The sequence below is a fragment of the Arthrobacter sp. Y3221157 genome (genome assembly GCF_059089865.1).
The window spans coordinates 1-14,738 of record NZ_JBNHFD010000095.1; the positions used below are offsets into that span (position 1 = coordinate 1).

Genomic DNA, 14,738 nt, shown 5'->3' on the forward strand with positions numbered 1-14,738 from the left:
GGCGCGGGGGCCGGGCCCGGCCGGTCCGCCACGCGATCCGACGGATGCAATCAGGGTGGCATCGCTGGCGGAACCGGCGGTCACGGGCAGTGGGTATCGGCTGTCCTCGCCTGCGGCCGGCACGTCCGGGACTATGCCGCCTACAGGGACAAGGTGGTCCGCGAGGGCGCGGGTACGGTCATTGTGCGCCACCAGGATCACCGTGACCTGGCCCCGCAGCCTGCGGATGGCATCCTCCACCGCCAGTGCCGACTCTTCGTCGAGGTGCGCGGTGGGTTCATCGAGCAGCAGGACCGCGGCTCCTGCCTCGATCCGGGCCAGCCCGCGGGCCAGGGCCACCCTGCGCAGTTCGCCTGGGCTCAGCTCAGCGGGGTGTTTAGCGGCCAGGTGCCCCGCCGAGGCCCGCACCAGGCAGGACCTGGCAACATCCACTGTCAGCGCCCGGTCCCGCGAATTCCGGGCGTGGGCGGACAGGTAAAGCAGCACCTCGTCCATAACGGTGTCGGCCACCATCACGGGATGCTGCGGGACCCAGGCCACCGCGGTACGGTCCAGGCCTTTGACGGAACCGGTAACGGACGTGCCGCCGCCGTCCCCGATGGTCCCGGCCAGGACACCCAGTATGGTGCTCTTCCCCGCGCCGCTGGGCCCGTCCAGCGCGGTGATCCGGCTCTGCGGCGCCTCGAAGCTGAGTGGTCCGACGGCGGCCCGGGACCTTCCGCCGTAGGTGACAGTGAGCGCGGAGACGGTAATGGGGGCGCCCGGCCGTCCTGCCCGCGCGGCAGCAAGCGGCCGGGGCTCAGGTGCCTCGGTAACGGCCGTCACCTCTGCGAGCGCCACGCGGCCGTCGTCGCTGGCATGGTGGGCGGTACCCAGTTCGCGCAGCGGAAGGTAGCAGTCCGGGGCGAGGATCAGCGCCAGCAGCCCGGCCTCGAGCGGCATGTCGCCGTGCACCAGCCGGACGCCGATGAACACGGCCACGACGGCAACGGAAATGGTGGCGATCAGTTCCAGGGCCAGGGCGGACATGAAGGCGGTCCGCAGGGTACCCATGGTCCGTGTGCGGTACTCCTCGGAAATCTCCTCAAGTGCCCTGCGCTGGGCGGACGCGCGCCCCAGTCCCACCAGGACCGGCAGCCCTTTTGCCAGTTCCAGCATGTGGGCCGAGAGCCGGGCCAGCGCGGACTGCGCCTCGCGCACCTTATCCTCGGTGTACCGGCCGATCAACACCATGAAGAGCGGCACCAGCGGCACGGTGAGGACGATCACCACGGCGCTGACCCAATCGGCAAAGAGGATCCGGGCGCCCAGCAGCAACGGGATGGCGGCGCAGTTGACCAGGGCGGGCAGGAACTGGGTGTAGTAGCTGTCCAGCGCGTCCAGTCCCCGGGTGGCCAACACCGCCAGGCCCCCGTCCGCTGGACCGGTGCCCCGGGTACCGTTCCGCAGTGCCCGTTCGAGCAGCCCTGACCGCAGTTCCTCCTTGACGCCCAGGGCGGCCCGGCGGGCAGCAACGGCCTGCCCCCACACAGTGAGCGAGCGCAAGACCACTCCGGCCAGCCCCGGGATAATCTGATCGGCCCAGTCCGGTTCCCCTGCGGCCAACCCCGCCAGCGCGGAAGCCACGGCCTGGCCGATCAGGACCAGCGACAGCGCCTTGAGCGCTGCCAGGAGCCCGAGCCAGTAGAGGGCGGAGCGGGTGGCGGGACCGGCGGGGAACGTTGGCCGCACGTCAGCCTTTCGTGGTGAACGCCCTGGCGGCGACTGCCGGCAGGAAGCTGTGGGCCTCCGGGATGGACGCGGCGCTGACCCGGCTGCGGAACACCCAGTAGGTCCAGGCCTGGTAGGCAATCACCAGGGGCAGGCCGAACGCGGCGACGATGCTCATAAGGCCCAGAGTGTAGTCCGATGAAGAGGCGTTTGAAACGGTGAGGTCGAAGGCCCCGTCCAGTGTAGACGGCAGGACCACGGGAAACACCGCGCCGAAGATGGATGCCGTCCCGAGCACCAGGAACAGACCGAGCGCCAGGAACGCCTTGCCTTCGGCTCCGGAACGGGCCAGCAGCCATGCCGCGGCGGCGGCTGCGACGGCGAGCAGGACCGCTGCCCAGGTCCACGGTTTTCCGTCCAGGAACTGGATGTTGAGCGCCCAGGCCGCAATGGGCAGGAGCAGGACCGGCAGCAGCCGGATGAACCACTGCCGGGCGCGGTGCCGGACCTCGCCGTCGGTCTTCAGCGCAAGGAACGCGAGGGCGTGGACCAGTGAGAAGCCCACCACTGCGAGCCCGCCCAGGACCGCGTAGCCGCTGAACCAGGCGAAGGGGCCGCCCTCACGGTCGCCGTTCGCGTTCAGGGGCAGTCCGGTGGTGGTCAGGGCCAGGGCGGCGCCGACGCCGAAGGCAGCGAAGAAGGATCCCAGGGCGATGGCCCAGTCCCACCGGGCCCGCCAGCGGTCAGTGTCCACCTTGCCGCGGTATTCGAAGGCCACCGCACGGAAGATCAGGGCCACCAGGACCACCAGCAGCGGCAGGTAGAGGGCGGAGAACAGGGAGGCGTACCAGAGCGGGAAAGCGGCGAACGTGGCACCACCGGCCGTGAGGAGCCAGACCTCGTTGCCGTCCCACACCGGCCCGATGGTGTTCAGGAGCACGCGGCGTTCGGTGTTGTTCCGGGCGAAGGCCTTCATCAGCATTCCCACGCCCAGGTCGAAGCCCTCGAGGAAGAGGTACCCGGTCCATAGCACCGCGATGGCGATGAACCAGATGGTCGGCAGCAGTTCCATTGTTCGTTTCCTCTGCGTTCTGTTCGGCTGCGGCTAGTAGGCGAAGGCCAGGACGTCGTCGGCGGGTTTGGCGCTGCCCGGTCCGTCGGGGCCCGGGGTTGCGTCCTCGTTTTCGTCCGCCGGGACGTGCGCGAGCTCCGGCATGGCGGAGACCACGCCGCCGCGGATGTACTTGACCAGCAGCTTCACCTCCACCACCAGCAGGACGGCGTACACAGCGGTCAGGGTGATGAGCGAGGCCAGCAGTTCCCCGGCCGAGACGCCCGGGGAGACTGCTGCCGCGGTGAACATGAACACCTGGTCGATGCCGTTGGGATCAGGGTTGGGGGCAACCACGAACGGCTGTCGGCCCATCTCGGTGAAGATCCAACCGGCCGCGTTGGCGCCGAAGGGGGCCATGATGCCCAGGACCGCCAGCCGCATGAGCCACGGTGACGAGGGCACGGTGCCGCTGCGGGTGAGCCACAGAGCCACGAGGGCTGCGAGGGCCGCGAGTCCGCCGAAGCCGATCATCATGCGGAAGCCCCAGTAGGTGACTTCCATGACCGGCAGGTAGTCGATTTCCTGGCCGGCACGTTCGCCGTAGATGGGGTTGTCCGGAAGGTGGGTGCCGTAGTTGGCCTGGTACTCGGGGAGCAGGGTATTGACGCCCTTGACCTCGGTGGTGAAGTCACCTTTGGCAAGGTAGGAGAGGATGCCGGGCACTTCGATCAGGGCCACAATGTCATCGCAGTCCTGGGAGCCCAGGTTGCCGATGCTCAGGACGGAGAAGCCGGTGCCGTCGTGGCAGGCCGCCTCCGCTGCCGCCATTTTCATGGGCTGCTGTTCGAACATGAGCTTGCCCTGGAGGTCGCCGGTGAGGGCGGTGCCGGCGAAGGAGATCATGGCCACCACGGCGCCGATGCGCAGGGAGCGGATCCAGACCGTGTGGTCTGCGCGGTCGCGGCCGGGGATGGTTGTGGACTCCCCCGGGATGACCTTGCCGCCGGCACTCACGGTGTCGACGCCGTCACGCCGCCTGCGCCAGAGGTGGTACCAGGCAATGCCGAGCAGGAAGCCGCCGGCCACGGCCAGGGCGCCGAAGAGGGTGTGCGGCACGGCCACCAGCGCGGTGTTGTTGGTGAAGACGGCCCAGGCGTCGGTCATGACCGGCCGGCCGTCCACCATCTCCACTCCCACGGGGTGCTGCATCCAGCTGTTGGCCACGATGATGAAGTAGGCGGAGAACACGGAGCCAACCACGGCGATCCACAGGCAGGCCAGGTGGATGGCGGGCTTGAGCTGCTTCCAGCCGAAGATCCACAGTCCCAGGAAGGTGGATTCGACGAAGAAGGCCAGGAGGGCTTCGAGGGCCAGCGGGGCTCCGAAGACGTCGCCGACGAAGCGGCTGTATTCGCTCCAGGCCATGCCGAACTGGAATTCCTGCACGATCCCGGTGGCCACGCCCATGATGAAGTTGATGAGGAACAGCTTGCCCCAGAACTTGGTCATGCGCAGGTACTCCGGCTTGCCGGTGCGGTGCCAGACGGTCTGGATGATGGCCACTACCAGGCCCAGGCCAATGGTCAGCGGGACCATCATGAAGTGGTAGACCGTGGTGATACCGAATTGCCAGCGTGCGATTTCCAAGGCGTCCAAGGCAGTCCCTACTGTGAGCAGATGCACTTTTCTACGTTTCGTAGAACTCTAACTTCTACCGAGTGTAGAACAACGCCGGAGCGCTGTAAAACACCCGCGCCTCGCGCTGCAACAGCCAACCGTGCGCCACGCCACACTGTTCTACCCAACGTAGAAAGTAGCGCCGGTTCGGGGTAGATTTATAGGTGTAGTTGAAGAAACCGCGTGCAGTCACCGGCGCCAGCAGGGCGCACGGTGCGGGGAAACAAAGGAAGAGTGCGATGGCTAGTCTTGGTGAACTGGAACGGGCAGTAATGGATCTGCTCTGGGCGGGCCAGGAAGCTGCTACGGCGAACACCCTGCGGGACCAGCTGGCCCGCACGTCCGCAGGGCAGGGCGGTACCGCGCACGAAGGCAAGGAACTTGCCGTCACCACCGTGCTCACGGTGCTGTCCCGGCTGGAAAAGAAGGGGCTGGTGGAGCGTGAACGCGGCACCCGGCCGCACCGCTACCAGGCCGTCTCCAGCCGTGCCGAGCACACCGCGGAGCTCATGCATGAAGTCCTGGGCTCGGCTCCGGACCGCGAAGCCGTGCTGGCACGCTTCATTGGCTCGGTATCCGAAGGTGAAGCCGAAACACTGCGCAAACTGCTTGGCCACCTCTAGCCAACCATGTTCTGGGCCTCGTACCTGCTGGCGGTCCTGGCGGTAATACTGGCCTGGCCGGTACCCATCCTCCTGTCGCGCGCACAATGGCCCGCGCGCTCCCCGTTCACGGCCATGCTTCTCTGGCAGGCGATCGCCCTCGCCGGCGGGCTCTCCATGATCGGGGCCATGCTGGTCTACGGGCTGGAACCGATCGGCGACAACCTGATCGCCGGGCTCCGGGCGCTGGCCGCGATGGTGTTGTTCAACGCCCCCACCACGGCCCTGGGATTCTGGCACATCTTCGCTTTGTCAGCGGCCGCACTGCTCACGGCCCACCTGGTCTTCACCCTGCTGCTCACGTACTACAAGATTGAGCGGCAGCGCCGGCGCCACCGGGAACTGCTGGCCCTGCTGGCTTCCCCTTCAGGGCAGGACGCCGCAACCCTGGTCATCAGTCACGACTCCCCTGTGGCCTATTGCCTGCCCGGCGGCGCCCGTTCGGTGACCGTATTGTCGGACGGACTGATGGCCGCCCTGGAGCCGGCCGAGCTGCGGGCCGTCCTGATCCACGAGAACGCCCATCTTAGCCAGCGGCACCACCTGCTCCTGTGGGCCTTTGCGGCCTGGCGGCAGGCCCTGCCCTGGCTCCCCACCACCCGGCTGGCCCAGGAGTCCGTCAACTCCCTGATTGAGATGCTTGCGGACGACGTCGCCCTCAAGAGCGAGAGCAAAGCCACCCTGATCAAGGCCATTGCCATTGTTGCCAGCGGTTCGGCGCAGGGTGCCGGGTCCGAGCTGCCTCCGGCTTCCTCCACGGCGGCCCTGGCCGGGCTGGACCCCGGAAATGGCGTCCTGGCGTCGGATTCAGCGCGGACCACCGCTTCGCGGGTCAGCCGGCTCCTGTCGCCGCAGCCCCAGCTGCCGCGCGCCGTGCGCAGCCTGGTGCTGACCGGTTGCGTTCTCCTGCTGGCCCTCCCCACGGCCCTGCTGGTGGTTCCTGGCCTGCTCGACTGAACATCCCGCCGTCGGACGCTCCGCCGGGGAGCGCCGCGGCAGGCACCGCCGGGTCAGGCGTCGATGCGCTCCCGGTCCAGGCTGGCGGCGCCCGCGATGATGAAGTCCTTGCGCGGGGAGACGTCCGAACCCATCAGCAGGTCGAAAATCTCCTCAGCCTGCTTGGCGTTCTCGATGCCCACCTTGCGCAGGGTCCGGTGCCGCGGGTCCATGGTGGTCTCGGCCAGCTGTTCCGCGTCCATTTCGCCCAGACCCTTGTACCGCTGGATGGGCTCCTTGTACCGCTTGCCTTCCTTGGCAAGGCGTGCCAGCAGCACATGCAGCTCAGCCTCCGAATAGGTGTAGATCATCTCGTTGGCCTTCTGGCCTGCGTTGATCACCTCCACCCGGTGCAGCGGCGGCACGGCGGCAAACACCCTGCCCTCGTCGATCATGGGGCGCATGTAGCGGAAGAACAGGGTCAGCAGGAGGGTGCGGATGTGTGCGCCGTCCACGTCGGCGTCGGTCATCAGGATGACCTTGCCGTAGCGTGCGGCGCTGATGTCGAAGCTGCGGCCTGAACCGGCGCCCACCACCTGGATCAGCGCGGCGCACTCGGCGTTGGATAGCATGTCCCCCACGGAGGCCTTCTGGACGTTCAGGATCTTGCCGCGGATAGGCAGCAGGGCCTGGAAGTCGGAGGACCGGGCGAGCTTGGCCGTTCCCAGCGCCGAGTCCCCTTCCACGATGAAGAGTTCGGAACGTCCGACGTCGTCCGTCCGGCAGTCGGCAAGCTTGGTGGGCATCGAGGACGTTTCCAGCGCGTTCTTGCGCCGCTGGGTTTCCTTATGCACGCGCGCCGAGATGCGCGACTTCATCTCATTGACGATCTTCTCAAGCAGCAACGCCGTCTGTGCTTTATCGTTCCGGTTCGAGGAGGTGAGCTTGGCATTGATTTCGCGCTCCACCACCTTGGCAACGATGGCGCGAACCGCGGAGGTGCCCAGGATTTCCTTGGTCTGCCCCTCAAACTGCGGTTCCGCCAGCCGGACCGTCAGAACGGCTGTGAGGCCGGCGAAGATATCGTCCTTCTCGATCTTGTCGTTGCCGGCCTTGAGCTTGCGGGCGTTGCTTTCCACTGCCTTCCGGAAGGTCTTCACCAGGGCCTGCTCGAAGCCGGACTGGTGCGTGCCGCCTTTGGGCGTGGAGATGATGTTCACGAAGCTGCGGACGGTGCTGTCGTAGCCGATGCCCCAGCGCAGGGCAACGTCCACTTCACAGTCCCGCTCCACCTCGGCCAGCTGGCTGTGCCCGCGCTCGTCCAGGACCGGGACGGTTTCCTTGAACTTGCCCGCACCGTGGAGCCGCCACACGTCGGTGACGGCGGGGTCGGCCGCCAGGAAGTCGACGAACTCGGAGATGCCGCCGTCGTGGTGGAACACTTCCTCGTGCGGTCCGGCCTCCCCCGGGGTTCCGGCGATCCTGCGCTCATCACGGACCGTGAGCTTGAGCCCGGGAACCAGGAAGGACGTTTGCCGGGCGCGGGCCACCAGCTCGTCATACGAAAACTTTGCGTCCGGGGTGAAGATCTGCCGGTCCGCCCAGTACCGGATCCTGGTGCCGGTGACGCCGCGCTTGGCTTTCCCCACAACGTCAAGGACAGAGTCTTCCACGAACGGAGTGAAGGGCGCGGCCGGGTCAACCCGGGACCCCGTGTCCTGGAACCGGCCAGGCTCGCCGCGGCGGAAGGACATCTTGTAGGTCTTGCCCCCGCGGTCCACCTCTACGTCCAGCCGTGAGGAGAGAGCGTTGACCACCGATGCGCCCACACCGTGCAGGCCGCCCGAGGCCGTGTAGGAGCCGCCGCCGAACTTGCCGCCAGCGTGCAGCTTGGTGAACACAACCTCGACGCCGGTGAGTCCGGTCTTCGGTTCCTTGTCGATGGGAATGCCGCGGCCGTCGTCATGGATTTCCACCGAGTTGTCCGCGTGCAGGATGATCCTGATGTCATGGCCGAAACCTGCCAGCGCTTCATCCACGGAGTTGTCGATGATCTCCCAGAGGCAGTGCATGAGGCCGCGGGAGTCGGTGGAACCGATGTACATGCCGGGGCGCTTGCGGACGGCTTCCAGGCCCTCCAGCACAGACAGGTGCCGGGCGGTGTAGTCAGAACTTGGTGCCACTGGTGTTGAACTCCTTCAGGTAAAGCGGGCGCTGAAAGCGCTCCCTCTAGGGTAGTCGGCCCCGGCCCGGACGGCTGGCTGCCACACTGCGGAGGGGCCCGTGCAGCGCACCACTGGCCTGCCGCTCGGCCTTCCGTGGTGAATCTTGACTGAACCTTGCGGATACGCGCACAGCGAACTTGCCCCATCCTTGCGATGGTTTTGTTACGAATACTGGTTATATAGACGTACTGATCTACTAAGGAGGCCGATATGACAACAGCAGTGGCGGACCGCACGCTCAACGCCCTCGACCGGTGCGATCGTTGCGGAGCCCAGGCATATGTCCGGGTTGTACTCGAGTCCTCCGGCGGTGAGCTGCTGTTCTGCGCCCACCACGCCCGTGCGGTCGAGGCAACCCTGAAGCCGTTGAGCTCCGACTGGCACGATGAGACGGCCAAGCTTCATGAGAAGGCTGCCGTAGAAGTCGACTAGTTGCACCGAGACTTATCAAGGGAATGGGATTCCTCCGGCCGGAGGGGTCCCATTCCTCTTTTAACCCGCTTTTAGACCCGCGTCCTCTGTCACCAGCATCCTCTGCGCGCGTCCCGGCGCAGCACTGGCAGGTCTTTAAGCAGCAAAGCGGGCCATTCCGCGCCTGGGAAATTGCCGTTCCCGGGCGGGAATGGCCCGCTCTGCCTGCCCTGCTGTGACCTAGTCCAGGTAGTCCCGGAGCACCTGCGACCGGGAGGGGTGGCGGAGCTTGGACATGGTCTTCGATTCGATCTGGCGGATGCGCTCACGCGTGACGCCGTAGACCTTGCCGATTTCGTCTAAAGTCTTCGGCTGCCCGTCGGTGAGGCCGAACCGCATCGCCACGACGCCGGCTTCGCGCTCGGACAGGGTGTCCAGTACGGAGTGCAGCTGCTCCTGCAGGAGCGTGAAGCTCACGGCGTCGGCCGGAACCACGGCTTCCGAGTCCTCGATCAGGTCGCCGAACTCGGAGTCGCCGTCCTCGCCCAGCGGGGTGTGGAGGGAAATGGGCTCGCGGCCGTACTTCTGGACCTCCACGACCTTTTCAGGGGTCATGTCCAATTCGAGTGCCAGCTCTTCGGGCGTGGGTTCGCGGCCCAGGTCCTGGAGCATCTGGCGCTGGACGCGGGCCAGCTTATTGATGACTTCCACCATGTGGACCGGTATGCGGATGGTGCGGGCCTGGTCCGCCATGGCGCGGGTGATGGCCTGCCGGATCCACCAGGTGGCGTAGGTGGAAAATTTGAAGCCCTTGGTGTAGTCGAACTTCTCGACTGCACGGATCAGGCCCAGGTTGCCTTCCTGGATGAGGTCCAGGAAGAGCATGCCGCGGCCGGTGTAGCGCTTGGCGAGCGACACCACGAGGCGGAGGTTGGCCTCCAGCAAGTGGTTCTTGGCGCGCTTGCCGTCGTGGATGATGAATTCCAGTTCCCGCTTGTACTTCGGGTCCATGGAGCCGTCGTCGGCGGCAATCTTCTCCTCGGCGAACAGTCCGGCCTCGATGCGGAGCGCAAGGTCCACTTCCTGCTCGGCGTTGAGCAGGGCGACCTTTCCGATCTGCTTGAGGTAGTCCTTGACGGGGTCCGCGGTGGCACCCGCGGACATGACTTGCTGAACCGGGGCGTCGTCGTCATCAGCATCAGAGTAGACGAAGCCCTTGCCGCTGCCGGCAACGGCCTTGGCAGGATCGGCCTCAACATCGGCGTCGGCCTCCTCGACCGCTTCCGGTCCCTCGAGGATGATGTCGTCGAGGTCCTCGACGTCCTCTGCCTCGTCGGGATCAACGTCACCGGCGGAAGCTTTGTTTGCGGCCTCGGCCGCCGCCTTGGCGCCGGGCTTGGGCCCGCGCTTCTTCGGCTCGCGCTTGCCGTCCGCGCCGGCAGATGCCTTGGTGGCTGCCCGCTTGGCGCCGGTCGCAACCTGCTTGTCCTCGGCGGACAAATCGTCCTGGGCGGCGGGGTCCTTCTTCGTGGAAGACGGGGTCACAGAAAACCTTTCTAGCGGTGGTCTGTGGAATCGCCATACGGGCAACACCACTATGACCCTGTCAAGTCCGTGGTGAAAACCAAGCGCCACCACGGCCGGCAGAGTCACTTAAGACAACTGCCGAAGCCGCTGCAATGTTCCCCGGAGGGCACATCCACAGGCACTCGATACACGGACCCAACCGGGTCTCGGCATCCATTGTCTCATGTTTTCCCCGGATCGGGCCTCTCCAATGACCTAATCAACGCCGCGCGTTCCCACTCCGCTGCCCATGCACCGCCAGATGCCGTCCGTCCGCGTACACAGCCGCTGCTTGCTGCCCGCTTCCAGGCTGCAATGCCCGTTCAGAATTTTTGCCAGGCCGCTTCTTTCCGTCCGGCCCAGCCGCAAATTGCTCCCCGGCCCACCAGTTCAAGAAGGAGCTCGGCCAGGCGGTACCCCGGCTGGATCTCCAGGGCGGACTCAAAATGCGCGGCGGCGTAAGACCCCCGGCCGCGGCACCAGGAGATCCACCCGCGAAGCGTCAGCGACGCGGCGGCGGCAGGCCCGCCCACCGCCGCGAGGTGTTCGAGGACCACGTCCAGCGCGTTGAGCCCGGCCCAGTCCGGCACATCAGGCCGGATACCCATCAGTACGTCGGCGTAGCCCGGATTCGGGCCCTTCGCCTGAAGTGGCTGGGGCTTCGCAGCGGGACACGGGATTGCCGGAGACACCGGGTGGGAACCGGGGCCGTCCCCGACGATGCCGAAAAGGGCGGCACCCGTTTCGGCTGCATCCTTCCCTGCAGCTGCCATCACCAGGACCGCGTCCCGCCAGCCCGGGGTCAGCAAGGATGCCCGCAGGAACGCGTCGCGTTCCACCTCCGGAAGCCACGGTTCCCCCTTCGGCCTGGCGAGCACGGCCTCCCACAGGTCCAGGACCGCCAGAAGCTGCGCCCTGCTCCCCCGGCGGAGGTCGAGTTCTTCAGCCCACCCTGCCTCGGCTTCAAGGACAGCCTCCCGGTGCAGGCTTGGAACGGTCCGGGCAGTGGCAGATTGTGCCGGGGCGGATTGCGGCCCGGGGGCGGGCCCCACGCTGCTGCCGCGGTACACCATTTCCGCGTTCAGCGGGCTGTCCAGGATCTCCTGGAGGGGCCTGCCGGGCACGGGGCAGCACGTGGCATCGGCGCAGTACGCCTCCCGCCAGTAATCGGTGCCGACATACCAGGCCTCCCGCACGGGCATCGTGGCCTGGAGCATGGAGTCCAGTTCCGCAAGAAAGTGGCCGTAGGTGGCCGCCGCCGAGGCTGCGGCGCCGCCGGTAAAGACGGCCACCAGCGCGCCGTCGGCCTCCGTGTCAGCCTCCAGGTAACCGCGGACCATGAGGAGGTATGTGCCGGGAGCAGCCAGGACCGGACCTGCCGGCAGGTCCAGCCGGAGCGTGGCCCCCAGACTCTTGCCATGCATGGTGATGACCACGAGGCTGGCTTTGGGCCAGTAGCCCAGGGAATGGGGTATGAACCCGAGGACATCCTGGGGTCCGGTGATTCTGAGTTGTTCAGGAGCTGTCATGGCTCCAGCATTCGCCCGGGAGTGCACGTGCTTCAGCAGGAATTTTCCCTATGTGGGTAGTCCCGCCGGTGGAGGACTAGTCGCCGTTGCCTGGGGGCGACGTCTGCCGGCGCCGGGCGAGGTTCTCGCGCCGCTGCCGGGCCAGGGCCGTGCGCAGCGGTGGAACCACCACGCCCTGGGCTGCCATCTGCCGGCGGACCTTGCGCCGCCACACCAGCGTGGCTGTGGCCCCGAATCCCAGCAACAGGAACTGGACGCTCAGGGCGATGCGGAACGGGTCCAGCCCGTACAGGACGCCGTTGGAGAAGCCGCTGGCGTACAGGACGTCCAGGACAAGCCCGATCAGGTAGATGGCAACCAGCGCAGCGATGAATCCGCCCACGTTCACGATGCCGGTGGCGGTTCCGATCCGATGGGCCGGGTTGAAGGTGCGGGCGAAGTCGAAGCCGATCATGGAGCCCGGGCCGCCAACGGCCAGCGCGACCACCAGGGCGGCGAGCAACCATAGCGGGGCACGCCCGGGCGTCAGCAGGACCGCAGCCCAGGCGGCGGCGGTGGTGGCTGCGATCAGCAGGACCATCGTGGAGCGGCGGAGGGGATGCCGCGACACGAAGCGGCCGATGAACGGGCCCACGGCCATCCCGGCGGCAACGTAAAGACCCATCAGCCCCGCCACCGTGCCGGCTTCCAGGCCCTGGCCGGAGATGAGGAACGGGTAGCCCCAGGTCATGGCGAACACCGTGCCGCTGAATTGGATGGTGAAGTGGCTCCACATCCCCAGCCTTGTTCCGGGCTGGCGCCATGCGCGGGCCAGGGAAATACCGGTGGCCTTGAGCCCCTGCTGCGCCTGCGGCCGCTCCGTCCCCGGCGGGACGTCCTTCAGGAGCACCACCACCAGGACCACTGCCAGGGCGGACAGCCCCGCCAGCATCAGGAAGGCCGGGGTCCAGCCGGCCGCATGCAGGATGAAAGCGAACGGGATGACGCTCACCAGCTGGCCCAGCTGGCCGGTCATGCCCGTCAGCTGGGTGACCAAAGGAACCCGCGCCGGGGCAAACCACAGCGGGATCAGGCGGATCACCGAGATGAATGTCATGGCGTCGCCGGCACCCACCAGGACCCTGCCCAGGATCCCGCCCGGGATGCTGTCGGCGAAGGCAAGCTGCAGCTGGCCCAGCCCCATGAGGACGGCGCCGCCGGCGATCATTGCCCGCGAGCCGAACCTGTCCACCAGGAGTCCCACGGGAATCTGCAGCGCGGCGTAGACCAGGAGCTGCAGGACGGTAAAGAAGGAGATGGCGGACGCCGTGGCATTGAACCGCTCCGTGGCCTCAAGTCCCACCACGCCGAAGGACGTGCGCTGTGACACGGCCACCAGGTACCCGAAGATTCCAACGGTCCAGATCAGCCATGCTCGGGGTGCAGTCACGCCTTCATTATGCCCGCATGCCCGGCCGCACCCCCGCCGCTACGTGCCGGTTGCCGCCCCGAAACCTACTGCGCCGGGTTCTCCCGGGCAAGGTAGGCCTCGACGGCGGCGCCCAGCACATCGGCGTCGGGCAGCTCGTCGTTTTCGTCGGCGAGCAGCGAGCGGCGCACGATGCCGTCAGCCTTTTCGTCGTAGCGGGTCTCCAGCCGGGACACCACCTGCTGGACCTCGTCCGACGCGTCGATCTGCTCGGCAATCTGGCGGGTGACTTCCCGGCCCGCCTCGCGCAGCCGGTCCGTGGGCAGCATGAGGGATGTTGCCGCGCCGAGGTACTCAAGGCCGGCCACCGCCGCAGCGGGGTACTCCGCTTCAGCGAGGTAGTGCGGGACGTGGATGACGTAGCCGGCGACGTTCCGCCCGGCTTCGACGAGCCGGAGCTCCAGGATGTGCCCGACCGCGGCCGGAACTTCCACGGTGGGCTTCCAGACGGAGATTCCCTCGATCAGCTCGGGCCTGTTGCCGTGCACGGTGACGCCAATAGGCCGTGTGTGCGGGACCGGCATGGGAATGGAGTGGATCCAGGCCACCAGGTTGACATCCAGCTTCTCCACGATCCTGACGACGGCACGGGCAAAACGCTCCCACTGGAGGTCCGGCTCGAAACCGGCCAGGAGCAGGAAGGGTTTGCCCAGGCCGTCAACCAGCCGGTAAAGCGCCAGCCGCGGTTCCTGGTAGTCCTGGAGGTGGTCCTCCACAAAAGTCAGGTGAGGCCTGCGGGACCGGTAGTCGATCAGCTGGTCGGCGTCGAAAACAGCAACGGGCTGGGCATCGAGGGAGTCGAGGAGTTCGGCGTTGATCTGCTTCACCACGTGACCGGCGTCGGCGAATCCGGTAAAGCCCATCACCAGATTCAGCCCGCGGAGCTCCGGGCTGTGGAACAGCTCGATGTTGCTCGCATAGAGCGCGTCAGGGTCCAGCAGCGAGCCGGAGATCCGTTCAAGCACGGCATGTTCCTTTCATGGATACGGGTGGACATCAATTACAACGCGGGCGGGCGGCCGGGCATTCCGGACGGCCCTGTGGCGCACGTCTCAGAAGATTCTTCCGCCGGCGCGTCCAAGGGCTACGATCGGAACTGGCCTGCCAGGCGGTCCTGCACCTCCCCGGAGGGCATCCGGAAGGGCCGTCATCCGGTCTTCCATGGCAGAACGCCGAACATGCACCCCTGCCCGTACCGATCTTCGAGAATTGAGGACTCATCCCTGTGGTCAAGAATACGGAAATCAACCTTAGTACCCTCTCCCGGGACCTGAAAAAGAGCCCCAGCGACGCAGTGGTCATCGGCGTGGGGCAGGCTGCGGACGGACCGGTCCTCCTTGACAACCCGCTGACGGCGAAGTCCGCCGAGGCCCTCACCGATTCCCTCAAGTCACTCGGCGTGACCGGCGCTGCAGACCAGATCGTCCGTCTGCCCGGCCTTCCCGAGACCGGCGCGGGCATCCTCGTCCTCGCCGGCGTCGGCAAGGTCGCGGCCGGCAC

11 protein-coding genes and 1 pseudogene are annotated in these 14,738 nt (G+C 66.8%); 4 read left to right on the top strand and 8 right to left on the bottom strand.

Annotation, left to right across the window (positions count from 1 at the left end; genetic code table 11):
* The 3 genes from cydD to AC5RTT_RS17575 all read right to left on the bottom strand — a co-directional run.
* The coding region (cydD, locus tag AC5RTT_RS17565; RefSeq protein WP_494146268.1) for a thiol reductant ABC exporter subunit CydD at positions 1–1,731 on the bottom strand (1,731 nt) is incomplete at its 3' end.
* A 1-nt stretch (position 1,732) separates the two neighbouring features.
* Entirely contained in the window at positions 1,733–2,782 is a 1,050-nt protein-coding gene (gene cydB, locus AC5RTT_RS17570; protein ID WP_494146269.1) for a cytochrome d ubiquinol oxidase subunit II, read from the bottom strand.
* Positions 2,783–2,815: 33 nt separating this feature from the next.
* Positions 2,816–4,420, bottom strand: coding sequence for a cytochrome ubiquinol oxidase subunit I (locus AC5RTT_RS17575; RefSeq protein ID WP_494146277.1), 1,605 nt, complete (start codon positions 4,418–4,420; stop codon positions 2,816–2,818).
* A 260-nt stretch (positions 4,421–4,680) separates the two neighbouring features.
* Here AC5RTT_RS17575 and AC5RTT_RS17580 point away from each other — a divergent pair, with 260 nt between their 5' ends.
* Positions 4,681–5,064: a BlaI/MecI/CopY family transcriptional regulator gene (locus AC5RTT_RS17580; protein WP_494146270.1), complete on the top strand. Its 384-nt coding sequence runs from the start codon at positions 4,681–4,683 to the stop codon at positions 5,062–5,064.
* Between the two features lie 6 nt (positions 5,065–5,070).
* A complete protein-coding gene (locus AC5RTT_RS17585; RefSeq protein ID WP_494146271.1) occupies positions 5,071–6,060 on the top strand; it encodes a M56 family metallopeptidase in 990 nt (329 codons plus the stop codon).
* A gap of 53 nt (positions 6,061–6,113) precedes the next feature.
* Here AC5RTT_RS17585 and AC5RTT_RS17590 read toward each other — a convergent pair whose 3' ends face one another.
* Entirely contained in the window at positions 6,114–8,222 is a 2,109-nt protein-coding gene (locus AC5RTT_RS17590) for a DNA gyrase/topoisomerase IV subunit B (protein ID WP_494146272.1), read from the bottom strand.
* A 252-nt stretch (positions 8,223–8,474) separates the two neighbouring features.
* On the opposite strand from AC5RTT_RS17590, the gene AC5RTT_RS17595 reads away from it, so the two are divergent.
* Entirely contained in the window at positions 8,475–8,696 is a 222-nt protein-coding gene (locus AC5RTT_RS17595; protein WP_009358954.1) for a DUF7455 domain-containing protein, read from the top strand.
* Positions 8,697–8,915: 219 nt separating this feature from the next.
* On the opposite strand, the gene AC5RTT_RS17600 is transcribed toward AC5RTT_RS17595, so the two are convergent.
* The 4 genes from AC5RTT_RS17600 to AC5RTT_RS17615 all read right to left on the bottom strand — a co-directional run bounded on the left by AC5RTT_RS17600 (position 8,916) and on the right by AC5RTT_RS17615 (position 14,203).
* Positions 8,916–10,220 (bottom strand): RNA polymerase sigma factor, encoded by a 1,305-nt coding sequence (locus AC5RTT_RS17600; protein ID WP_494146273.1) that lies wholly within the window; start codon positions 10,218–10,220, stop codon positions 8,916–8,918.
* A gap of 344 nt (positions 10,221–10,564) precedes the next feature.
* A complete protein-coding gene (locus AC5RTT_RS17605; RefSeq protein ID WP_494146274.1) occupies positions 10,565–11,770 on the bottom strand; it encodes a DUF4192 family protein in 1,206 nt (401 codons plus the stop codon).
* A gap of 76 nt (positions 11,771–11,846) precedes the next feature.
* The gene (locus AC5RTT_RS17610; RefSeq protein WP_494146275.1) at positions 11,847–13,199 is read right to left on the bottom strand and encodes an MFS transporter; all 1,353 of its coding nucleotides are present in this window, start codon (positions 13,197–13,199) and stop codon (positions 11,847–11,849) included.
* Positions 13,200–13,264: 65 nt separating this feature from the next.
* Complete coding sequence (locus AC5RTT_RS17615) at positions 13,265–14,203, bottom strand: proteasome assembly chaperone family protein (protein WP_494146276.1); 939 nt, start codon at positions 14,201–14,203, stop codon at positions 13,265–13,267.
* Positions 14,204–14,463: 260 nt separating this feature from the next.
* Here AC5RTT_RS17615 and AC5RTT_RS17620 point away from each other — a divergent pair.
* Positions 14,464–14,738, top strand: a pseudogene (locus AC5RTT_RS17620) (leucyl aminopeptidase); the annotation flags it as partial.

Coding starts and splice junctions, on each gene's coding strand:
- AC5RTT_RS17605 (WP_494146274.1), bottom strand. CDS start 11,770: ATGACAGCTCCTGAACAACTCAGAATCACCGGACCCCAGGATGTCCTC.
- AC5RTT_RS17580 (WP_494146270.1), top strand. CDS start 4,681: ATGGCTAGTCTTGGTGAACTGGAACGGGCAGTAATGGATCTGCTCTGG.
- cydB (WP_494146269.1), bottom strand. CDS start 2,782: ATGGAACTGCTGCCGACCATCTGGTTCATCGCCATCGCGGTGCTATGG.
- AC5RTT_RS17585 (WP_494146271.1), top strand. CDS start 5,071: ATGTTCTGGGCCTCGTACCTGCTGGCGGTCCTGGCGGTAATACTGGCC.
- AC5RTT_RS17595 (WP_009358954.1), top strand. CDS start 8,475: ATGACAACAGCAGTGGCGGACCGCACGCTCAACGCCCTCGACCGGTGC.